Origin of the sequence: Sphingomonas sp. GCM10030256 (assembly GCF_042666415.1) — a bacterium.
Lineage (GTDB): Bacteria > Pseudomonadota > Alphaproteobacteria > Sphingomonadales > Sphingomonadaceae > Sphingomicrobium.
The window spans coordinates 1,169,289-1,189,321 of record NZ_JBHTDI010000001.1; the positions used below are offsets into that span (position 1 = coordinate 1,169,289).

The window sequence follows — 20,033 nt, forward strand, 5'->3', positions numbered from 1 at the left end:
GGATACTGGACAGATGGTCCGCATCATTGGTTTTCTCGTCGGCCTGGGCTTTGTCGGCGTCCTGCTCATCTCGTTGGCGGTGAATGCGCTGGATTATTTCCAGAACCCACCGGCCCGCACCGCGGAGCATGAGTTCCACCGCGAAGCGAAGCATGCCGATTTCTCCTTTGCGGGACCGTTCGGCAAATACGACAAGGCGCAGCTGCAGCGCGGCTTTCAAGTGTACAAGGAAGTTTGCGCCGCCTGCCACGGCCTGAAATACGCCAGCTTCTACGAACTGGAGCAGCTCGGCTACAACGAGGCGGAGGTGAAGGCGATCGCAAACCAGTGGGCGATCGAGGTTCCCTCGGTGAACCCCGAGACAGGCGAGGCGGCAACCCGCAAGGCGCTTCCGTCCGACCGCTTCCCCAGCCCCTACGCCAACGAGACCGCTGCTCGGGCAGCGAACAACAACGCTTATCCGCCGGACCTGTCGCTGATCGCGGAAGCGCGGGAAGGCGGAGCGGACTACGTCTACTCGCTGCTCACCGGTTACGAGAAACAGCCGGCCAAGTTGCTGCGCGAGTTCCCGGACGTGAAGACCCCGGCCGGGCTGCATTACAATCCGTACTTCGCGAACCTCAACATCGCCATGCCTCCGCCGCTGACCGCGGATGGACAGGTCACCTACGCCGATGGCACCCGAGCGACGGTGGACCAGATGGCCAAGGATGTGTCCGCCTTCCTGCGCTGGACGTCCGAGCCAAACCTGGAGCGCCGTCATGCGGCAGGCTGGGCGGTAATGCTGTTCCTGCTGGTTGCGACTGTACTCGCCTATCTCGCCTATCGTAACATCTGGGCGAACGCGAAGCGGGTCGTGGCGCCCAAGGGGCCGCTCGATCCGGACCACCGGGCGATGATGGACCAGCAAAAGGCTGAGCGCGGCATCGCTGGATAGACCTTTCACCATCAGGATCGGCAGCGTAGCGAAGCAATCGAGTTCCAAGACTGGATTGCTTGTGTGGTCATGACCTCTTTCGACCAGCTTTCGATCGCCGAACTGAAGGCCTTGGTCCGGACCATCCCGGATTACCCGCAGACCGGAATCCAGTTCCGTGACATCACGACGCTGCTGCTGCACGGCGGCGGGTTTGCGACGGTCATCGAACGTCTTGCGGCTTCGGTGCCGGGCAAGCCTGACCTGATCGCCGCGATCGAAGCACGCGGCTTTGCGATCGGCGCGGCTATGGCAATGCGGCTTGGCTGCGGACTGCTGCTGATCCGCAAGGACGGCAAGCTCCCAGGCGAAACCATCGCTGAGGATTACGCGCTGGAATATGGCCGCGACCGGCTCACGATGCATGTCGATGCCTGCACTCCGGGCGCCCGGGTGCTGATCGTGGACGACCTGCTGGCGACCGGCGGGACCGCGTTGGCCGCTGCACGCCTGGTCTGCCGCGCGGGCGGCGAGATCGTCGGTGCCCGATTTGTGATCGACTTGCCTACCCTTGGAGGCGCGGCTGCGCTGCGGGCAGCGGGTATTGAAATTCGTGCGCTGATGGAGTTCGACGGCGACTAGGCGGGCCGTCGCCGTATCAGCACGATGGAGGTGAAGTGCATCACCTCGATCCCGTTCTGGTTGGTTACCACTGTCCGCGTCCGGAACGAGCCGATCTCCGGCTTGGAGCGGGACGGAGTCTTGTCGATCACGGTACCACGAACGGTCAGCGTGTCGCCGGGATAAACCGGCTTCAGCCAACGCAACTCGTCCAGTCCCGGCGAGCCAAGGCCGGCCTGCTGCTCCTGAACGACCCGGCGGGCGATCACGCCCATGGTCATCGCGCACGTGTGCCAGCCGCTTGCCGCGAGGCGACCGAAGTGGGTCTTGGCGGCTTCCTCGTCGGACAGGTGGAACGGCTGCGGGTCCCAGCGCCGGGCGAAGTCGATCACTTCCTCGCGCGTGACCTCAACGGAGCCGAAGACCTCTTCCCTGCCGATCTCCAGATCCTCGAAATAGATCATGACAACTCCCCGTAGCCAGGCGAACTCTTCACCTCGAACAGGTGGCCATCGGGCGTCCGGAAGTAGAGCCACTCATGGCCGTTCCATGAGCCGATATCGCCGACCAGCTCGGCGCCGCCGGCCGTCAACGCAGTCGCAGCCTCAGGCACATCGTCCACCTCGAAGGCAATCGTCGGCACCGCGTTCAGCGTCTTGCCGCGACCATCTCTGCCGAAAATCTCCAGCTGCTGGCCTGGAGCCACTCGCAAGATCGCCTGGTGGTCGCTTTCGACCTCGATCTCCAGCCCCAGCGTCTGAGTGAAAAAGGACAAGGTGCGTGGGTAGTCGTCAGTGCCGACACCGACCCAGCTGAGCCCTTTGACCTTCATGCCTCGTCCCGGTCCTCAGACGTTGAACTTGAAGTGGAGGACGTCGCCGTCCTTGACGAAGTACTCCTTGCCTTCTTGGCGCAGCTTGCCGGCATCGCGGGCTCCCGCTTCGCCGTTCAGCGCGACATAGTCGTCGTAGGCGATGGTCTCGGCTCGAATGAACCCCCGTTCGAAGTCGCTGTGGATCGCACCTGCGGCCTGCGGAGCCTTGGCGCCTTTCTCAACCGTCCACGCCCGCGCCTCCTTCGGCCCAACGGTGAAGAAGGTGATCAGGTGGAGCAGGTCGTACCCGGCGCGGATCACCCGGGCGAGACCGGTCTCTTCCAGGCCTAGCTCGCCCAGGAACATCAGCCGCTCGTCCATGTCCATAGCCACGAGCTCGGATTCGATCGCCGCCGAGACGACAACCGCGTTCGCGCCCTCGGACTTGGCTTTGTCGAACACCCGGGCGCTGTAGGCATTGCCGTTCGAAGCATCTTCCTCGTTGACGTTGCAGACGTAGAGGACTGGCTTGGCGGTAATCAGTTGCGCCTGCGCGAACAGCCGCGCCTCTTCCTCGTCCTTGGGCTGGGTCAGCCGGGCGGGCTTGCCTTCGCGCAGCAGCTCGAGCGCCTGGCCAAGCACCGAGGCCGAGATCCTTGCCTCCTTGTCGCCCTGCTGGCCGCGCTTGACGAGGTTCGGCACGCGCTTCTCCAAGCTCTCGAGGTCGGACAGCAGCAGCTCGGTTTCGACGGTCTCGGCATCGGCAATGGGGTCGACCCGGTTGTCGACGTGCTGGATGTCGTCATTCTCGAAGCAGCGCAGGACATGGACGATGGCATCCACCTCGCGGATGTTGCCGAGGAACTGATTGCCCAGCCCTTCACCCTTGGAGGCGCCCTTCACCAGTCCGGCGATGTCGACGAAGCCCAGTTGCGTGTTGATAATCTTGGCCGACCCGGCGATCGCCGCAAGCTTGTCGAGCCGCGGGTCGGGAACGGCGACCTGTCCGACGTTCGGCTCGATGGTGCAGAACGGATAGTTCGCCGCTTGCGCCGCCGCGGTCTCGGTCAGTGCATTGAAGAGTGTGGACTTGCCGACGTTCGGCAGGCCCACGATGCCACATTGAAAGCCCATGATGGTTCCACGCGAGGAAGGAAGGTTCGCGGCCCTGTATCGTCATGCGCCCGACGGCGCCACCCCGCGGCCGGGGCCGGAGAAAGAACCGGAACGCACCAATGACCGAGTTCGCAGTTACGCTGTTCCTGCCATGGGATGGTCATGACGGGGATAAGATTGATCAAGCGGCAGTGGGCGCTGGCGTTGACGTACTTCGGTGCCGCTTGGGCGGCCGTGTCGCTGACCCGGTTCGAAGGCGGCGTCGCCTTCCTGTGGGTGGCGACCGCAGTCCTGATCGCCACGCTGCTGCGAACCCCCGTTCGGCGGTGGCCCGAACCGTTGTTGGTGTGCGGCGTGGTCGGCATTCTCGTGACCGGCTCGGTTGGTCTCGGCTGGGCGCTGGCGGTGCCGTTTGCCGCGATCAACCTGTTTGAAGCGGCGCTCGCCGCCTGGTTGCTAAGGCGCTTGGGCGCTCCGGGAGAACCGATGGAGTCGCTCGGCTGGTTCTTCCGCTTCGTCCTGGTCGTCGGCTTAGTCGCTCCGCTGCTCGGCGCTTCTGCGGCGGCGGTGGCCACAAGCGCCGCCGGGCTGAACGGGTGGAGCACGCTGCTTCATTTTTTCACCGGCCATTCGCTTGGCAACCTGACCTTCACGCCGATTGCGATGCTGGTTGCCGGCCGGCAAGCGCGAGGCCGGACCTGGGCGGTGCTGAAGCATCGCTGGAAGGCAATGGCCGCGGTCCTTCTGCTGGTGGCCGCCACTTGCGCTCTAGTGTTCGGTCAACGCACGCTGCCGATGCTGTTCCTGCCCGTTTTAACCGTGATCCTGGCAACCTTCCGCGGTGGACGGGAAGGGGCAGCCATCGCCCTGGTGGTGGTTGCCCTGGCGGGCGGGGCGGCTACCTTAAGCGGTTTCGGTCCGGTGCAGCTCGTTCCAGGCGGCATCGGCGGCAAGCTGCAGTTCCTGCAGTTCTACCTCGCGGCAACCGTCCTGACCGTCCTTCCGGTTTCCGCTGACCTTCAGAACCGCCGCCGGGTGCTTCGCGCGCTGCGCGAGAGCGAGGAACGCTTTCGGCTGCTCGCCGAACACTCGACCGACATCCTGATGCACATCGATGTCGAGGGCCGGGTCCGTTACATATCCCCGTCCATCCGGAATCTGACAGGGCATTCGCCCGCCCGCCTGCTTCGCCGCAACGGGCTCGAGTTTATCGCGCCCGAACATGTCGAACGCGTCCGGGATGCCCACCGCCGGGTGCTCGAAGGTGAATTGGTCAGCTTTCGCTACTTGGGCTGCTCGGGTCCGGGGAGCGGCGCTGGTTCGAAACGCAGTCGCGCGCGATCCTCGACGAGCATGGCGCGGTCGAGGGCGTGTTGTCGCTGTCGCGGGACATTGCGGATCAGAAGGCCCGCGAGGGCCGGCTGTCCGCCGCAGCCCTGAGCGACTCGTTGACCGGCCTCCCGAATCGCCGCGCCTTTCACGCTTTCGCGCAAGGGCGTGCAGCCAACGGCGCAGACTGCATCGCCTTGCTCGACATTGATCATTTCAAGATCATCAACGACACCTTCGGTCATGGGACCGGCGACGAGGTCCTGCGCGGCTTCGCGCAGGCCGCTCGCCAGGTGGTCCGGCAAGGCGACATGCTGGCCCGCGTCGGTGGAGAGGAGTTCGCCATCTTCTTCCCCGACACCTCAATCGACCAGGCGCTTGCCATATGCGAGCGGCTGCGACGGGTGGTGGCCGCGGCGCCGCTGGCAAATGCCGGACAGGCAATTCATGTGACCGTCAGCGGCGGCGTGGCCCGGCTTGGGCCCGAGGGGCTCGACGACGCCATGCGAACGGCTGACACCGCGCTTTATCGGGCCAAGCAGGCTGGACGAAACAGGCTGGCACTGGCCGCCTGATCGCGCTTGGTGTCAGGCCAAGTTGAAGCTGACGCTCAGCCGCTCGCCGCGCCCGGTGCCGGGCAGCACCTCGTGCCGCAGCCAGCTTTCCCACAGCAGCAGCAAGCCCGGGCGAGGCTGCACGGTCACGAACGGCTGCAACTCTTCCCGTGCATCGGACCGGCGCATCGGTGCCGCCATCATCATAGCCAGGCGGGGGTCCTCAAAGCGGATAGCACCGCTTCCCGTCGGCACGTCGAGGTACAAGGTGCCGGAGATGATGCTGTGGGGATGGACGTGCGCCGAATGCGCTCCGCCGCCTTTCAGCAGGTTGACCCACAGGCTGTCGAGCCGCGGCTTGCGGCGCAGGTCAAAGGCGCATTCCTCGGCAAAGCGGACGGAATGACGCACCAGATGACGGGCAAGATCGGCGAAGGCGGGGTCGCGCCGGGGCAGATCATTCAACGACGCATAGCTGGTGTAACCGCGGTAGTTCTTCTCCCGACACCATCTCTGGCCGGCGGCGTCATCGGCTGCCAGGCTGCGGACCGAGTGCGCGAGTTGTGCGCACAATGTGTCGTCGCCAAGGTCGGCTTCGTACAGGCGGGTGGCGAACAGGGTCCGGGACATGCCGTGCCCTAGCGCGAGCGGTTGCGACGAATCCATACCTCGATCTCGCCTGCCTGCTCGGCGAAGCGATAATCCCGCATTGCACCGGCCAGGACAGGCTCGCGGAACATCCACTGTTTCTCCGGCCGCTCGACCAAGACCACGTCCGGACGGTTCCGGGCGACGTCGATCGCGAACGAGCGGAGATCGGCTTGATACCATTGCTCCAGCTTCCGGCGCTTGTCGGGCGAGCGCGCGGCCGGCCGGGCATTCTGCACCCCGGCGGCGATGAACAGCGACGCCCGGGAGCCGGCCCAGCTCCCATCGACATGGCGAACGGCGGGATGCCCGGTGACCAGTTCGGTTCCAAGGGTGATCATCGAGGGGCGGGGTGGGGCAACCCGCCGAATGCTTTGCGCAAGTCCCGGACGTGGCAAGATGCTGTGGGTCACGTACAGCTGCCCGGCGAGAAGCACCGCTGCGGCGAGTGCAACCAGCCGCCGCCGCTCTGGTGCTGCACTTGCGGTCATCCACAGGCACGCGAGGGCAGCAAATGCTAGGATGGATCCGGGCAGGCCATGATTGCCGTAGCCCTTGCCCTGGATTACCCCAGCAAGGACGAAGCCGGCGGAGCCGAGGAACAAGGCCACGGCCAGCAAAGGCCAGGGCCGCGCTCGCAGGACAAAGGCTAATGCAAACAGGGCGGCGGGGATGAAGACAACGGGCCCGGCAAGCAGCAGATACCACTTCTCCCGCATCGGCACGTAGGTCTCGCGCAGAACCGGAATGTAGCCGAGGTAATCCCTGGCGAGGAGCAGTAAGGCCGCCGCATAGGCGAGCAGCACCAGGGCCGCCGCGCTGAGCGCTGGAAGGAAAGGGCGCAGCGAGCGACACCGCCACGCCGCCCAGCTGCCGGGGAGCGCTACCGCCAGTGCCAAATGCGGCTTCAGGACCGCGATGGCTCCGGCCGCCGCTCCAAGTAGCAGCTCGGTGCGGAGCGGGAGGCGGTTGCCTCGAGCGGAGATCGCCAGTCCAGTGACCACGGGAAGCGCGAGGATCGCCGCGAAATGCTCGCGCTGGGCGAACAGGCCACCGGGATAAAGAAGCAGCAGGAAGGCGGCGATGCCTGCCAGCCAGCGCGGATCGGGGGCTCGGTCCAGCCGCGTTGCCAGTCGCATGGTGGCGGCGATCGAAACCAGCGCTGCAAGGATCGCCGTTCCCGCCACGGCTCCCTCAGGGCGAGCTCCGATCAGCTGGGCCAGCCACACGGGCGGGATGTACAGCCAGACGGAAGCGGGGGGATTGACCTCGAAGATGTCGCGGTAGAGCCGCTGACCACCGAGCACCCGTTCAGCGACCGTGATCAGCCAGGACACGTCGCCGTCGATGGGAACCGCCAGGCTCTGCACTGCCACTGCCATGCAGGCGAACAGGGCGGCGATCGTGAATGGCGTCAGGCCGCGCCCGCGATCCACGATAGTGGGTTCCAGACTGGTTGCGGCAACTTCCATCGCGCAAAACTGCCACACAGGAGCTAAGAAGCGCTTACGCTAGCGGAAAGGCCGGAACGCTCAAGCGGAGTCGGCCAGGCGCCGGGCGATCTCGCTCATGAACCGGGCATCGTCACCGTCTGCGAGCCATGGTGCTTCGGCAGCAATTGCGCCGAGCAGGTCGCTGAGCGGCTCCATTTCGGACTTGGCGTAGTTGCCGAGCACATGCGGGGTGACGCGGTCCTTGTGACCCGGATGCCCGATGCCGATGCGCACCCGCCGGAAGTCTGGCCCTAGCGCTGCGTTGATCGAGCGGAGGCCGTTATGTCCGGCAAGGCCCCCACCGACGCGGACCTTGACCTTGAAGGGCGCAAGGTCGAGCTCGTCGTGGAAGACGGTCAGCGAGTCCACGTCGGCCTTGAAGAAGCGGAGCGCCTGCTGAACCGCATCGCCGCTATCGTTCATGAAGGTCTGCGGCTTGAGCAGCAGCACGCGATGGCGACCGACGCGGCCTTCCGCGACGAGGCTGCGGAACTTCTTCTGCCAAGGGCCAAAGCCATGCACTTCGGCGATCGCATCGGCCGCGATGAAGCCGACATTATGGCGGTGTAGCGCATATTGCGCGCCTGGATTTCCAAGGCCTGCCCAGATCTGCATCGATGATCCTAGCATTCAACGCGGGGCAAAAAGAAACCGCCCACCCGAAGGTGAGCGGTCGCTTTCAACCGTTCGGACAGCGTCAGGCTTCCTCGCCGCCCTCGGCTGCTTCGCCGGCGGCTTCGATGCTGGTGTCGCCTTCTTCGCTCTTCAACGCGGACGGGGCGACGATCGTCGCGATGGTAAAGTCGCGGTCGGTGATCGCGCTTTCCACGCCCTGCGGCAGCGTGACGGCCGAAATGTGCAGGCTCTCGCCCACGTCCAGGCCCGCCAGGCTGATGTGGATCTCGTCCGGAATGCTGGCCGCGTCGCAGATCACTTCCAGCTCGTGGCGAACGACATTGAGAACGCCGCCGCGGGTGATGCCCGGGCTATCGTCCTCGTCGTCGAAGCGAACCGGAACGGCGACCGTGACCTTGCTGTGCTCACTGATGCGCAGAAAGTCGACGTGCGTCGGGCGGCTGGTGACAGGGTGGAACTGCACGTCCTTCGGCAGGGTGCGGGTGGTCTGGCCACCGGCGTCGATCATCACCACCGTGTTCATGAAGTGGCCGGTGCTCAGCACCTTCGCGAGGAGCTTCTCCTCGACGTGGATGCTCAGAGGCTCCTGATTGCCGCCATAAACGACGGCGGGTACCCGACCTTCACGACGCAGTGCACGGGAGGCTCCCTTGCCAGCCCGGTCGCGCGTCTCAGCGGTCAGCGTCAGCTGTTCGCTCATCTCGCAAATTCCTTTGGTTCAAGTGTGTGCGGACCCCCACGCCTCCAGGGATGACCATGGGGGGCCGCGCGCCTGTAGCGAACGAGGCGCGGATTGGCAACCAAGCGGCTGCCCGGCCTACTGGATGCGGGTGACCTTCAACCCACGCTGCTGGAGCAAGGCCTGGACCGACGCATCGCCCGCCAAATGGCCGGCGCCGACAGCGACCATTACTGCACCGGGCTGCGCCAGACGGCGCTGGATCCACCCCGCCCAGTTGGCGTTGCGGCGACGAAGCAGGGCGTCCTCGAGGGCAGGCGAGCCTTCCATCTCGGTGTTGAAGGTCTGGGCAATCGCATTCACATCACCCCGCGCCCAGGCGGCCAACATGCCGTCGAACTGCTGACGGACCTCCTCCGGCCGCTCGATCGCGCCCTCCAGCAGCTTAAGCTGGGCGTCGGCCGGCAGCGTGTCGAAGAAGGACAATTGCTCGGAATTGGTTTCCAGCTGGTCGACCGGCTTGCCGGCTGCGGTGAAAGCCTGGCGGAGCACTGTTTCGACCCCTTGATCACTCTGTAGACCAAGCGAGCGGAATTGCGTGCCGATCAGGGTGAAGGCCGCTGCCCAGGTTTCCATCCGGTCGAGCGCCGCCATTGGAACGCCGGAGCGCTGCACCGCCGCCTGGAGAGCGGCGCGCTTGTCCGGTGAAACGCGGTTCAGCAGCGGCGGGAGGTTGGAGCTGAGGCCGAGGCGCATCAGCTCGCCGAGCAAGGCGGCCGGGTTCTTCTCGTCGACGAGGGTCTCGACAACCAGCGCGTTGGAGCGTTGCACCGCAGCTTCGAACTTCGGGCTGCGCCAGCTGTAGTTCTGCGGCAGCAGGTGGATCGTCCCGAACAGATAAACGGTCGTGTCGCGGTCGGCGACCTGCCACAGCGCCGGCTTCGGTCCTTGCTGCGCCGCAGTGGTGTCGGCCGTGGTGCAGGCGCTGGCAGCCGCCGCCAATCCGAATGCCGCAAGGCCGCGCTTCAGCCACTTCAACGCCATGATCACCCTTCCAGAACACCGTACCGAGCAGCAGATGTAGGGGCTCCGCGCGCGCTGTCCACCGGCGCCCTTGCCGCCCCGCGCCGCTCCTGTGTAAGGCCGCGCCCGTGACAAGCCATGCCCTCAGCTTCCAGGACCTGATCCTGACCCTGCACCGCTACTGGTCGGACCGCGGCTGCTTGATCCTGCAGCCGTATGACATGGAGATGGGGGCGGGCACGTTCCATCCGGCGACTGTGCTGCGTGCGCTGGGACCCGATCCGTGGAAGTGCGCCTACGTCCAGCCGTGCCGCCGTCCGACCGACGGCCGCTATGGCGAAAACCCGAACCGGCTTGGCCACTACTACCAATATCAAGTGATGCTGAAGCCGAGCCCGCCGGACCTGCAGGCGCTGTACCTGGGCTCGCTCGACGCGATCGGCATCGACCCGCTCAAGCACGACATCCGCTTCGTCGAGGACGATTGGGAGAGCCCGACGCTTGGCGCCTGGGGGCTCGGCTGGGAAGTCTGGTGCGATGGGATGGAGGTGACGCAGTTCACCTATTTCCAGCAGGTCGGCGGGTTCGACTGCAAGCCAGTGGCGGGCGAGCTGACCTACGGGCTCGAGCGGCTGGCGATGTACATCCAAGGCGTCGACAATGTCTTCGACCTCAAGTTCAACAGCGACGGCGTGAGCTACGGCGACGTGTTCCTCGACAATGAAAAGCAGATGTCGGCGTGGAATTTCGAAACGGCCGATACGGAGGCGCTGTTTGACCTCTTCCGCAAGGCCGTCAGTGAAGCGGAGAACAGCCTGGAGGCGAAACTGCCGATCGCGGCGTACGAGCAGGCGATCAAGGCAAGCCATGTGTTCAACACCCTGCAGGCCCGCGGAGTGATCTCCGTTGCCGAGCGTCAGGCCTATATCGGACGGGTGCGCGACCTTGCGAAGGGCGCCTGCGGGGCGTGGATGGAATATAAGGGGTACGCCGCGTGAGCCGGGCCGATTTCCTGCTGGAGCTGCGGTCGGAGGAGATTCCGGCGCGCATGCAGGCCAAGGCGCGCAATGACCTGGCGCGGATGTTCGCGGAGGAGTTGGACAGGGCGGGCCTTGCTGCGGATGCGATCGCGACCTTCGCCGCCCCGCGGCGGCTGGCGCTGATCGCGCGCGGGCTGCCAGCGGCGACCGAAGGCCAGTCTGAAGAGATCAGGGGTCCGCGGGCGTCGGCTCCGCCGCAGGCGCTGGAAGGCTTCCTGCGCAAGACGGGACTGACGCGCGAGCAACTGGTGGAGCGTGACGGCGTGTTCTTCGCGGTCATCGATCGGCCGGGGCAGGGGACGGCCGCGGTGCTCGGGCCGGCGGTCGAGCGGATCGTTCGCGGCTTTCCCTGGCCCAAGTCGATCCGCTGGGGCGAGGCGTCGTCCAGCATGGCGGTGCTCCGGTGGGTGCGTCCGCTGCACGGAATTGTGGCACTGCTGGGCGAGGAGATCGTCCCCGTTTCAATTGACGGAATTCGGAGCGGCGCTGCTACGCTAGGCCACCGCTTCCACCATCCGGGACCGATCACTCTCGGTGGTGCTCACGACTATGTAGAGAAGCTGCGCGCCTGCCATGTCGTCGTCGACTACGACGAGCGGGCCAACATCATTCGCGAAGGCCCACGCGCGCTGGCTTCGTCGGCCGGGCTGGAACTGGTCGAGGACGAGGGATTGGTCGCGGAGAATGCTGGGCTGACCGAGTGGCCCGTCCCGCTGCTCGGCCGGTTCGATCCAGACTATCTGGATGTGCCGCCGGAGGTCATCCAGCTGACCGCGCGGGTAAACCAGAAGTATTTCGTGCTGCGCGGAGCGGACGGTGGCCTCGCGCCGGCCTTCATCTGCACGGCGAATATCGACGCGAACGACGGCGGCGCGGCGATCGTCGCCGGCAACGAGCGGGTGCTTGCCGCGCGGCTGAGCGATGCGCGCTTCTTCTGGGAGCAGGATCTCAAGGTCCCCCTGCAGGAGCAGGCGAAGAAGCTCGAGCAGATCGTGTTTCACGAGAAGCTTGGTACGGTCGCGGACAAGGTCGAGCGGGTGGCGAAGCTGGCGCGCTGGCTGGTGGAAGAGGGCGTCGTCCAAGGCGCCGATCCGGACCAGGCGGAACGCGCCGCGCGGTTGGCAAAGGCCGACCTAGTCACCGGCATGGTCGGCGAGTTCCCCGAACTGCAAGGCACCATCGGTGGTTACCTCGCGGCGGCGCAAGGCGAATTGAAGGCGATCTCGGATGCAGTTCGAGATCACTACAAGCCGGTCGGACAGGGCGATGAGGTTCCAACCGAGCCGGTAACGGTCGCTGTCGCCCTGGCCGATAAGCTGGATAGTCTGATCCGGTTCTTTGCCATCGATGAGAGGCCGACCGGCTCAAAGGACCCGTTTGCGCTTCGCCGGGCAATGCTGGGCGTGATCGCAATTACGCTGCAGAACGCGCTCCGACTGCCCCTCCACCGACTCCTCGAGACCTACCTCGATCGGTTCGTGGTTGGTGCTGGAACGGCGTTCATGGACTTCGCTGTTGATCGTTTAAAGGTTCAGCAACGCGACGCAGGCGTGCGTCACGACATTGTCGACGCGGTTTTCTCCGAAAACCCGGAAGACGACCTTGTGCGCCTGCTCACGCAAGTCACTGCGCTTCAAAGCTTCGTCGAGACCGCGGACGGCACCAACCTTCTCGCCGGCTACAAGCGGGCGGCGAACATCCTCAAGAAGGAGAAGTGGGATCTGCCGCGGATCATGGCGGCTCCGGGAGAGCCGGCCATTCCGCAGACTGGCGTGGAAGACCCGTTGGCGCTAGTCGAGGAGCCGATGATCGCGCGCGCGCTGACGGAGATGGCGCAGGGCTCATCCGCACCGGCCGATGCTCCGGAAGAGGAGAAGGCACTCGTGACTGCGCTGGCTTCGGCCGAGCCACGCGCCCGGGAGGCCGTTGCTGCCGAGGACTTCCGCTCCGCGATGCAGGCGCTCGCCTCGCTGCGTGGTCCCATCGACGCATTCTTCGACAAGGTAACAGTCAACCACCCCGAGCCGCAGGTCCGGGTGCGGCGGCTGAACCTGCTGGCCCGCTTTCGCGATGCGGTTCACGCGGTCGCCGACTTCTCGAAAATCGAGGGGTAATCGATCGCCATTGCGAGCGCAGCAAAGCAATCCAGTTTACTTCATGAAATACTGGATTGCCCTTTCGCTGCGCTCCTCTCGATGACGCCTCAGTAGCGCCGGTCGTCGTCGGGGCGACGGTCGCGGTTGTCGGGCACGCCGTCGCGGTCGTAGTCGCCACGGTTCAGCGGAGTCTCGCGGCGGTCGGGAATGCCGTCCCGATCATAGTCGCCGCGGGCGGTGTCGCGGTCGCGGAGCGCCGCAGTGCGAACGCTGTCCTGTTCCCGCCATTCCTTTTCACGCTCCGCCCAATGCGCTTCGCGCTCCTTGTGTGTCTTCTCGAGCGTGCGGCGCTGTTCCAGTTCCTCGTTGTAGCGGGTCTTCCACTTGCGGCGGCCGCCCGAGGTCATCCACATCCCGACCAGCAGGCCGAGCACGAAAACCAGCGCCAGGATGATCCACTGGTCGGTCGTGAAATTCAGCATGATTGAAGCGCCCCTTGTCGCGTATCCGTAACGACCAAGACGTGGAGCGTGGCGGTTGGTTCCCTGCCGGCGCATGTCCGCCGGCAGGGAAGGCCATCAGGAGCCCTTCAGGAAGCTGTCGCTGATCGAGCAGGCCGCCGGCCCGAGGATGACGACAAACAGCGTCGGAAGAATGAACAGGATCAGCGGAACCGTCATGATCGCCGGCAACCGCGCCGCCTTTTCCTCCGCCCGCATCATCCGTTCGTTGCGGAATTCCGCCGACAGAACACGCAGCGCCGAGGCGAGCGGCGTGCCGTACTTTTCGGTCTGGATCATGGTGGTGACCACGCCGCGGACGGATTCCAGGTCCACGCGCGTGGCGAGGTTCTCGAACGCCTGGCGGCGCTCGCTGAGGAAGCCGAGCTCAATCGCGGTCAGGCCGAACTCGTCGCCGAGTTCCGGATAGGCTTTGCCGAGCTCCTTTGAGACGCGATTGAAAGCGGCGTCCACTGTGAGGCCGGCTTCGGCGCAGATGACCAGCAAATCGAGCGCGTCGGGCAGGCCCTTGCGAATGGCATGGCTGCGCTTGGTGACCTTGTTCTTCAGCCACAGGTCGGGTGCCTTGTAGCTGAGCAACAGGGTGCCGGCGACAACCACATATTTCTTGAAGGCACCCCAGTCGGGCCAAAGGACGAACACGTAGACGGCGAGGATGGCGGCGGTGCCGAGCACGACCGGCATGACGAAGCGCAGGAAGATGATGATGAACGCCAGGTCCTTGGCCCGGATGCCGGCCTGCATCAGGCGCAGCTGAGTCTTCTGGATCTGGTCATCCTGAAGCATCTTGAAGCTGGACAGGATCCCGCGGACCTTGTCGGCCGCCTGGTTCTTGTTGGTCAGCTTCTTGCGCTTGTTGGTCGATGCAACGATGCCGGCCTTGAGCTGCTCGCGGCGTTCGTTCAGCGCCTTGACGCGGCGGGCCATCGGATCGCGGACGGTCGTCGCGGCGTAAAGCGCGGTCAGCACTGCCAGCGTAGCGACTGCACTCAGCACGGTGGCGACCCAGATGATATCGACGCCGAGAAGGGTGGGGTGTGAGTTCATGGTTCTTGCCGCCCTAGATCTCGAAGTTGATCATGCGTGACATGATGAACACGCCCATGCCCATCCAGGCGAGGCCGCCCAGACCCGCGACAATCAGCCGCTGGTCGACGAAGAAGCCGTGCATGTATTCGGGGTTCATCATGTAGACCAAGCCGAACACGATGAAGGGAAGGGCGCCGACGATCATCGCCGAAGCCTTGCCTTCCGAACTCATCGCCTTGATCTTGAGCTTCATCTGCGCCCGTTTGCGCAGCACGTCGGCGAGGTTGGACAGGGTCTCGGCGAGATTGCCGCCGGTCTCCCGCTGAATGGCGAGAGTGATGACGAAGAATTGGAACTCGGCGGTGCCCAGCCGCTCCGCGGTTTCCTGCAGCGCAGCCTCCATGGTGCGGCCAATCTTCATCTTGTCCGCGACCGCCCGAAACTCAATCCCAACCGGGCCCGGAACTTCACCGGAAACGATGCCCAACGTCTCCGTGATGGGAAGACCAGAGCGCAGGCCGCGCACCATCAGTTCGATGGCGTCTGGAAAGTTGGCGGTGAACTTGGCGACGCGGCGGGCGATCAACTTGCCGATCACGAAGTGCGGCAGCCCGACCCCGACGAACAGGCTGATGAACACGGACAGCACTGGCGGCAAGCCCTGGCTCATCATCAGCGCTGCGGTCGTGATCATCAGTCCGCCGGAGACCAGCATATACTGACCGAGGCTCCAGGTCCGCCCAGTCTGCTCAAGCCGCTGACGGAGCAGGGCCGGCTTCGGGATCAGGGTGGATGCCAGGCTTTCGACCTTGCTGTTGCGGGTTGCGAACAGCTTGCGGATCTGCGCGTTGGCGCTAGCGGCCAGAACTCCCTCGGCGTGACGCTCCTTGATCAGCTCGAGACGACGCTTGCTGGCCTTGCTGGAGGATGGCCCGCTGAAGGTCATGAACAGCATGAACAGAGTGCCGAGCACTCCGGCGCCTAGAATGATTGCCATCATCGACATGGGTTCACACCGTTCCTTGTTCGTACCGGCTGACGCGAACGGGCGGCCGCGCTGCAGCCGCCCGCTTCAACTCAGGCGGCTTGCTTGGGCTTGGCGAGCATCGACTTGAGGTTGCCCATCAGCGACTTGGCGGAAGCCGCCTTCGGCTCGGTCGAAGCGCCTTCCTCCGTCGCATGGCTCAACACCATGTTGCAGAGGGTTTGGTAGGGCTGGGCAGCCTTTCCGCTGGCTATCTCCGCGACCGGCTTGCCGAGCTTGGCGGCCTGCGCCGCGAGCTTGCCATCGTCGGCGAAGATCACGTCCACCGTCCGCTCGATCGATTGCTCGAAGTCCTTGCGGCTGATCTCCAGCGCCCCGCCCGAGGGAACCCGGTTGGCCGCGACGATGACCTTGGTCTGCGGAGCGTTCGACTTCAGCCAGGCCAGGATGCGGATCGCATCGCGAGTCCCGGCAAGGGTCAGTTCCGACACCACCACTGCCACATGCGCATCATGCACCATGTGCGGATACTGGATCAGCATCTGCCGCGGCAGGTCGAGCACGGTGGATTCGAACGCGTTGCGCATCTCCTCCTGAAGCTGGAAGAAGGCGGTTCCGTCCGTGATCAACGGCTGATTGATCGGGGCCTCTGCCGAGAGGACGGACAATCGCTCGTTAGCCCGCACCATGGCCCGTTCGATGAACAGGCCGTCGATGCGGCTCGGGTTCTCGATCGCGTCGGTCAGGCCGCGACCCGGTTCCAGGTCGAGCGCGAGGGCGCCGGTCCCGAAGTGGATGTCGAGGTCGAGCAGCGCGGTGGTCCGCTGCGCCTTTTCGCCGAGCATCCATGCCAGCGAAGTGGCAATGGTGGACGCGCCAACGCCGCCCCGAACGCCGACCACGGTGGCCATGACATGGGGCTTTTCGACCTGCGCCTCGCCCCGCGGCCCGGACAGGATCATCTGGGCGTTGGCGAACGTGTCGCGTAGCTGATCGACCGTGAACGGCTTGAGCAGATAGTCGTGGATGCCGCTGGCGACCAGGTCGCGATACAGCCGGACGTCGTTGACGCCCCCGGCCGCGATCACGATCGTGCCAGGCTCGCAGACTTCGGCCAACGCGTTGATGTCGTTCAGCGGATCGCCGGACTCAGTCAGGTCCACGAACAGGATGTTCGGGGAGGCCGACACCGACAGGGACTGGACCGCGTTGCGCAATCCGCCCTTGTTGACCTTCTCGGGGCTCCACCCATGCTCGACCGCAACCGGGCGGAGCATGTCGGCAGTGGCGTCGTCACACACAAAAGCGGTGAACGGATCGCGAAGGCCCGCGCGAGCGTGAAACGGCGCGTTCATCAATTGCCTCCCTTGGTGCTGATGTCCTTGAGGCCGTTCTCACCGGTGGGACGGGCCGCCCGATACGAGTTGATGGCCTTAGCTCCGGTCAGGGCATCGACAACGCCGGTGCCTTCACGGCCATGGATGAGGTCGGTCGGGTTCGCGACCATCGCCGCCATATTGCTGTTTAGCGCGCAGCCGGAATTCGACATCATGCGGTTCTGAAAGTTCGGCGACGCCGGTTCCGACCAGTTCGGGCAGCCGGGCACCGCGGCCCGCGTACGGCTGACCACCACCCGGACGGTGCCCGGCTGAACGGTTCCGAGCGTAACCGGAGCAGCGGACGAGACCAGCAGGCCATACTGTCCAGCGATCCGGGCTACATCGGCGCGCGCCGCGTCCGAATACGGGCCGTCGACGTAGATGGTGTCGCCGTAGCCGAGCTCCATCCCGCGGAACCAGCCGTCCAGGCGCGCCGCTTCCGACGGGCCGAGACGTCCGTCCGGCGCGGATGCGTCGAAGGCGTAATCAGTGCGGCTGATCACCGGCACGTTGACCGTGGACATCCCGCGTGAGGGTTGATCCTGAACCGTGTAACCGCAAGCGGCCAGGGTTGAGGCGAGAAGCACGATGGCAAATTTCGAACGCATGATGCGATCCTCTCTCTTCCTGGCGATCACAGCTTGAAGCCGGGGTTGACGGAGGCGGCGGAAGTGCTTGCGCCCGTGGTCACCGCGACACCGGGCCGGGGCGAAGCGGAGGCTGTCGGGCGCGGGCCACTCACGCCCTTGAAGGTCTGACCTTCCAGGTTCAGCTCGGGGTCGCTGGGCGCGCGGTAGCCATCGGTCGGGAGCGCCAGCTGGCCGGACACCGGCCGAACCAGGTAGGGCGTGACGATGATCACCAGCTCCGTCTCGGCCCGGCGGAAGCGGGTCGAGCGGAACAGGGCCCCAAGGATCGGCAGGTCGCCGAGGAAAGGCGCCTTGCTGACGTCGTTCGTGTTGGCGTTGCGCAGCAGTCCAGCGATCATGAAGCTCTGGCCCGAGCCAAGCTCCACCGTGGTTTCCGCCCGGCGGGTGGTGATCGCGGGAACCACGAAGCCATTCAGGCGAACCGAGCCTTCGTTGGCAAGCTCGCTGACCTCGGGCCGGACGCGCATCGAGATGCGGCCGTCGGCAAGCACGATGGGAGTGAACGCGAGGCCCACGCCATACTGCTTGTACTCGATGGTCACGGAACCAAGCGCCTGCGAGATCGGGACCGGGAATTCGCCGCCGGCCAGGAAGCTGGCAGTCTCGCCCGAGAGCGCGGTCAGGGTGGGCTCTGCGAGGACCGTGACCAGGCCGTCCTGCGCGGCAAGGTCGAGGGTGCTGAGGATGTCGAGGCCAAGCAGCTTCCCGGCAATGCCGAGAGTTGTTCCGCCAGCGATTCCTTTGACGGAGAAGGGGCTCGTCGCGACTTCACCGGCGCCTTGCGTGACACCGAACCGGGTTCCACCGGTCGGATCGCTGCTGAACAGATTGACGCCCACCGACTTGACCACGCTCCGGTTGACCTCGGCGATGCGCACCTTGAGGCTGACCTGCAGCGGCGTTGCCGAGCGGAGCCGGCTGACGATCTGAGTGCCGTCACCGACATAAGCCTGGACCAGACGCTGTGCTTCGGCGGCGTCCTCGGGCGAGGCGACGGTTCCGGTGAGCAGCACGAGGTTGTTCATCGGGGTGGCCTGGATCTGCGCTTCCGGCATCGCCAGCCGCAGCATCTCGTCAACCGAGCCCAGGTTGCTTCCGACGCGGACGGTGGCGGCATAGACCACCCGGCCCGACTTGTCGGTCGCATAGACCGTGGTTTCGCCGCGGCTCTTGCCGAAGACGTACAACTGGTTCGACGAGCGGACCTGGACGTCTGCGATCGTGTCGTTGGCAACGAACAGGTCGGTCATCGGCGAGGACAGGCGGACCATCGATCCGGTGCCCTGCGACAGGTTGAGCGTTTCCGACGGACGGGCAGCCATCGGCTGCGCCGCGGCGGGACTGGCGAGCATCGCCGGGGCGACGCCGAGGGCCAGGGCGGCGAGAGCGAGGCTCACCCGCGTCTGGCGGTTCTTGCGAGTGATCATCTTAACGTGCCCCCACTGGAACGTAGCTGACGTTGTTGCCGCGAGCGACGCGGACCACCGGACCGGCCGGAGCGGACGAAGCCGATCCGCCCTGCGAGGTCCCGCTCTGCGACGGGCGGCCGCTCAGCATCGTGCCGAGCGCGTTGCCGAACTTGGCCATCGCGTCGCCGTCACCCGAAGGGCGTGCCGCCGACTTGGCCGGAATGGACCGCCGCTGGAACCGGGATACGTCGCCGCCCGTGGTGTAGGTCGTTCCCGAGTCGATCGGCTGGTTGGCCACCGCCAGGAGCATCTTTCGCTCCTCGGCCGGGTTGGTGCCCGCCGGGACCTTGATCTGACCCGAGGCAACCGCCCGCTCGAGCTCGGCGGTGCTGTCCGCGATGGAGCGGAGCGAAAGGGTAATCTGGCCGAGGCTTTGCGCGACTGCGATCTTTTCCGCGATGCGCGGGGTGGCTTCCATGGTCACGCTGGCGAAAGTGCGAACTTCCGTCTTGCCATCCTCGCCCTTGCTGTCGACCCGCTGGTCGGTGGCAAGTACGCGCATGTTGCGGACGATGGTCTCGGAAACCTTGAGCGCGGGGCCTTCACCGCCGCCTTCGACCTGCTGGGTCAGGACCACGTCGACCCGGTCGCCCGGGAAGATGAAGCCGGCAACGCCGCTGGTGGCAGTGACCGGCACCGTGACCGCACGCATCCCAGGTCCCAGCGCCGCGGCGAGGAAGCCGCGATCCTGGGGACCGACCAGGGCGCCGCGGGTCAGCGGCTGGCCCGCGGTGACCGCATTGCGAACGACCGTGCCGAGCAGTTTGCTGATGTCACCATCGGGGCTGCCTTCGAGGTAGTAGGCGTTCTGCACCAGCTCCTGCGGCCAGGATTGGTAGGTCAGGCTTTCCGCATCGATGATGGTGCCCACCGGCAGGGCCTTGCGCGCCACCAGGATCTTGGGACCGACCGGGACGGCCGCTGCCTGGGCCTCAGGCGCTCCCGCTCCTGCAAACATGTTCTTTGCCATGACAGCGGTCACCGCCGCCACCAGCAACGCTCCAACCAGAAGCGCGATCTTCTTCACATCCATGG

21 protein-coding genes are annotated in these 20,033 nt (G+C 65.4%); 6 read left to right on the plus strand and 15 right to left on the minus strand.

Annotation, left to right across the window (positions count from 1 at the left end; translation table 11 throughout):
• The first annotated feature begins 13 nt into the window (after nucleotides 1-13).
• Both ACFQPG_RS05795 and ACFQPG_RS05800 read left to right on the plus strand, forming a co-directional pair.
• The gene (locus ACFQPG_RS05795; protein ID WP_380810923.1) at nucleotides 14-937 is read left to right on the plus strand and encodes a cytochrome c1; all 924 of its coding nucleotides are present in this window, start codon (nucleotides 14-16) and stop codon (nucleotides 935-937) included.
• A gap of 69 nt (nucleotides 938-1,006) precedes the next feature.
• Nucleotides 1,007-1,558, plus strand: a complete 552-nt coding sequence (locus ACFQPG_RS05800; RefSeq protein ID WP_380810925.1) for an adenine phosphoribosyltransferase — start codon at nucleotides 1,007-1,009, stop codon at nucleotides 1,556-1,558.
• Here the strand turns inward: ACFQPG_RS05800 and ACFQPG_RS05805 are convergent.
• Genes ACFQPG_RS05805 through ychF form a run of 3 tightly spaced genes read right to left on the minus strand, consistent with a single transcriptional unit; the run spans nucleotide 1,555 to nucleotide 3,485 of the window.
• Nucleotides 1,555-2,001, minus strand: coding sequence for a MaoC family dehydratase (locus tag ACFQPG_RS05805; RefSeq protein ID WP_380810927.1), 447 nt, complete (start codon nucleotides 1,999-2,001; stop codon nucleotides 1,555-1,557). The genes ACFQPG_RS05800 and ACFQPG_RS05805 overlap by 4 nt on opposite strands.
• Nucleotides 1,998-2,369: a VOC family protein gene (locus ACFQPG_RS05810; protein ID WP_380810929.1), complete on the minus strand. Its 372-nt coding sequence runs from the start codon at nucleotides 2,367-2,369 to the stop codon at nucleotides 1,998-2,000. Before ACFQPG_RS05810 ends, ACFQPG_RS05805 begins: the two co-directional genes overlap by 4 nt.
• A gap of 15 nt (nucleotides 2,370-2,384) precedes the next feature.
• Complete coding sequence (gene ychF / locus ACFQPG_RS05815; protein WP_380810931.1) at nucleotides 2,385-3,485, minus strand: redox-regulated ATPase YchF; 1,101 nt, start codon at nucleotides 3,483-3,485, stop codon at nucleotides 2,385-2,387.
• A 159-nt stretch (nucleotides 3,486-3,644) separates the two neighbouring features.
• Here ychF and ACFQPG_RS05820 point away from each other — a divergent pair, with 159 nt between their 5' ends.
• Both ACFQPG_RS05820 and ACFQPG_RS05825 read left to right on the plus strand, forming a co-directional pair.
• Entirely contained in the window at nucleotides 3,645-4,907 is a 1,263-nt protein-coding gene (locus ACFQPG_RS05820) for an MASE1 domain-containing protein (RefSeq protein ID WP_380810933.1), read from the plus strand.
• A gap of 8 nt (nucleotides 4,908-4,915) precedes the next feature.
• The gene (locus tag ACFQPG_RS05825) at nucleotides 4,916-5,371 is read left to right on the plus strand and encodes a GGDEF domain-containing protein (RefSeq protein WP_380810935.1); all 456 of its coding nucleotides are present in this window, start codon (nucleotides 4,916-4,918) and stop codon (nucleotides 5,369-5,371) included.
• Between the two features lie 12 nt (nucleotides 5,372-5,383).
• On the opposite strand, the gene ACFQPG_RS05830 is transcribed toward ACFQPG_RS05825, so the two are convergent.
• The 5 genes from ACFQPG_RS05830 to ACFQPG_RS05850 all read right to left on the minus strand — a co-directional run bounded on the left by ACFQPG_RS05830 (nucleotide 5,384) and on the right by ACFQPG_RS05850 (nucleotide 9,850).
• Nucleotides 5,384-5,980, minus strand: coding sequence for a TIGR02466 family protein (locus ACFQPG_RS05830; RefSeq protein WP_380810937.1), 597 nt, complete (start codon nucleotides 5,978-5,980; stop codon nucleotides 5,384-5,386).
• An 8-nt stretch (nucleotides 5,981-5,988) separates the two neighbouring features.
• The gene (locus ACFQPG_RS05835; RefSeq protein ID WP_380810939.1) at nucleotides 5,989-7,434 is read right to left on the minus strand and encodes a hypothetical protein; all 1,446 of its coding nucleotides are present in this window, start codon (nucleotides 7,432-7,434) and stop codon (nucleotides 5,989-5,991) included.
• Between the two features lie 96 nt (nucleotides 7,435-7,530).
• Entirely contained in the window at nucleotides 7,531-8,106 is a 576-nt protein-coding gene (gene pth, locus ACFQPG_RS05840; RefSeq protein WP_380810941.1) for an aminoacyl-tRNA hydrolase, read from the minus strand.
• An 82-nt stretch (nucleotides 8,107-8,188) separates the two neighbouring features.
• Complete coding sequence (locus ACFQPG_RS05845; RefSeq protein WP_380810943.1) at nucleotides 8,189-8,827, minus strand: 50S ribosomal protein L25/general stress protein Ctc; 639 nt, start codon at nucleotides 8,825-8,827, stop codon at nucleotides 8,189-8,191.
• Between the two features lie 117 nt (nucleotides 8,828-8,944).
• Nucleotides 8,945-9,850 carry a TraB/GumN family protein gene (locus ACFQPG_RS05850; RefSeq protein WP_380810945.1) on the minus strand — a complete coding sequence of 302 codons (906 nt, stop codon included), beginning with the start codon at nucleotides 9,848-9,850 and terminating at the stop codon, nucleotides 8,945-8,947.
• A gap of 107 nt (nucleotides 9,851-9,957) precedes the next feature.
• On the opposite strand from ACFQPG_RS05850, the gene ACFQPG_RS05855 reads away from it, so the two are divergent.
• Both ACFQPG_RS05855 and glyS read left to right on the plus strand, forming a co-directional pair.
• Nucleotides 9,958-10,827, plus strand: a complete 870-nt coding sequence (locus ACFQPG_RS05855) for a glycine--tRNA ligase subunit alpha (protein WP_380810947.1) — start codon at nucleotides 9,958-9,960, stop codon at nucleotides 10,825-10,827.
• A gap of 50 nt (nucleotides 10,828-10,877) precedes the next feature.
• Nucleotides 10,878-12,983 carry a glycine--tRNA ligase subunit beta gene (gene glyS, locus ACFQPG_RS05860; protein ID WP_380811727.1) on the plus strand — a complete coding sequence of 702 codons (2,106 nt, stop codon included), beginning with the start codon at nucleotides 10,878-10,880 and terminating at the stop codon, nucleotides 12,981-12,983.
• Nucleotides 12,984-13,072: 89 nt separating this feature from the next.
• Here glyS and ACFQPG_RS05865 read toward each other — a convergent pair whose 3' ends face one another.
• The 7 genes from ACFQPG_RS05865 to cpaB form a co-directional block, all read right to left on the minus strand.
• Nucleotides 13,073-13,447 carry a hypothetical protein gene (locus ACFQPG_RS05865; protein ID WP_380810949.1) on the minus strand — a complete coding sequence of 125 codons (375 nt, stop codon included), beginning with the start codon at nucleotides 13,445-13,447 and terminating at the stop codon, nucleotides 13,073-13,075.
• Between the two features lie 96 nt (nucleotides 13,448-13,543).
• Nucleotides 13,544-14,533 (minus strand): type II secretion system F family protein, encoded by a 990-nt coding sequence (locus ACFQPG_RS05870; RefSeq protein WP_380810950.1) that lies wholly within the window; start codon nucleotides 14,531-14,533, stop codon nucleotides 13,544-13,546.
• A gap of 13 nt (nucleotides 14,534-14,546) precedes the next feature.
• Complete coding sequence (locus tag ACFQPG_RS05875; protein ID WP_380810951.1) at nucleotides 14,547-15,521, minus strand: type II secretion system F family protein; 975 nt, start codon at nucleotides 15,519-15,521, stop codon at nucleotides 14,547-14,549.
• 71 nt (nucleotides 15,522-15,592) lie between these two features.
• A complete protein-coding gene (locus ACFQPG_RS05880; RefSeq protein ID WP_380810953.1) occupies nucleotides 15,593-16,855 on the minus strand; it encodes a pilus assembly protein CpaE in 1,263 nt (420 codons plus the stop codon).
• Nucleotides 16,855-17,487, minus strand: a complete 633-nt coding sequence (locus ACFQPG_RS05885) for a CpaD family pilus assembly protein (RefSeq protein ID WP_380810955.1) — start codon at nucleotides 17,485-17,487, stop codon at nucleotides 16,855-16,857. Before ACFQPG_RS05885 ends, ACFQPG_RS05880 begins: the two co-directional genes overlap by 1 nt.
• 26 nt (nucleotides 17,488-17,513) lie before the next feature.
• Nucleotides 17,514-18,956 (minus strand): type II and III secretion system protein family protein, encoded by a 1,443-nt coding sequence (locus ACFQPG_RS05890; protein ID WP_380810957.1) that lies wholly within the window; start codon nucleotides 18,954-18,956, stop codon nucleotides 17,514-17,516.
• 1 nt (nucleotide 18,957) lies between these two features.
• Nucleotides 18,958-20,031 carry a Flp pilus assembly protein CpaB gene (gene cpaB, locus ACFQPG_RS05895; protein WP_380810959.1) on the minus strand — a complete coding sequence of 358 codons (1,074 nt, stop codon included), beginning with the start codon at nucleotides 20,029-20,031 and terminating at the stop codon, nucleotides 18,958-18,960.
• Nucleotides 20,032-20,033: the final 2 nt, after the last annotated feature.

Coding starts and splice junctions, on each gene's coding strand:
- ACFQPG_RS05795 (WP_380810923.1), top strand. CDS start 14: ATGGTCCGCATCATTGGTTTTCTCGTCGGCCTGGGCTTTGTCGGCGTC.
- ychF (WP_380810931.1), bottom strand. CDS start 3,485: ATGGGCTTTCAATGTGGCATCGTGGGCCTGCCGAACGTCGGCAAGTCC.
- ACFQPG_RS05810 (WP_380810929.1), bottom strand. CDS start 2,369: ATGAAGGTCAAAGGGCTCAGCTGGGTCGGTGTCGGCACTGACGACTAC.
- pth (WP_380810941.1), bottom strand. CDS start 8,106: ATGCAGATCTGGGCAGGCCTTGGAAATCCAGGCGCGCAATATGCGCTA.
- ACFQPG_RS05885 (WP_380810955.1), bottom strand. CDS start 17,487: ATGCGTTCGAAATTTGCCATCGTGCTTCTCGCCTCAACCCTGGCCGCT.
- ACFQPG_RS05800 (WP_380810925.1), top strand. CDS start 1,007: ATGACCTCTTTCGACCAGCTTTCGATCGCCGAACTGAAGGCCTTGGTC.
- ACFQPG_RS05880 (WP_380810953.1), bottom strand. CDS start 16,855: ATGAACGCGCCGTTTCACGCTCGCGCGGGCCTTCGCGATCCGTTCACC.
- ACFQPG_RS05865 (WP_380810949.1), bottom strand. CDS start 13,447: ATGCTGAATTTCACGACCGACCAGTGGATCATCCTGGCGCTGGTTTTC.
- glyS (WP_380811727.1), top strand. CDS start 10,878: ATGCAGGCCAAGGCGCGCAATGACCTGGCGCGGATGTTCGCGGAGGAG.
- ACFQPG_RS05875 (WP_380810951.1), bottom strand. CDS start 15,521: ATGTCGATGATGGCAATCATTCTAGGCGCCGGAGTGCTCGGCACTCTG.
- ACFQPG_RS05890 (WP_380810957.1), bottom strand. CDS start 18,956: ATGATCACTCGCAAGAACCGCCAGACGCGGGTGAGCCTCGCTCTCGCC.
- ACFQPG_RS05805 (WP_380810927.1), bottom strand. CDS start 2,001: ATGATCTATTTCGAGGATCTGGAGATCGGCAGGGAAGAGGTCTTCGGC.
- ACFQPG_RS05870 (WP_380810950.1), bottom strand. CDS start 14,533: ATGAACTCACACCCCACCCTTCTCGGCGTCGATATCATCTGGGTCGCC.
- cpaB (WP_380810959.1), bottom strand. CDS start 20,031: ATGGATGTGAAGAAGATCGCGCTTCTGGTTGGAGCGTTGCTGGTGGCG.
- ACFQPG_RS05850 (WP_380810945.1), bottom strand. CDS start 9,850: ATGGCGTTGAAGTGGCTGAAGCGCGGCCTTGCGGCATTCGGATTGGCG.
- ACFQPG_RS05845 (WP_380810943.1), bottom strand. CDS start 8,827: ATGAGCGAACAGCTGACGCTGACCGCTGAGACGCGCGACCGGGCTGGC.
- ACFQPG_RS05830 (WP_380810937.1), bottom strand. CDS start 5,980: ATGTCCCGGACCCTGTTCGCCACCCGCCTGTACGAAGCCGACCTTGGC.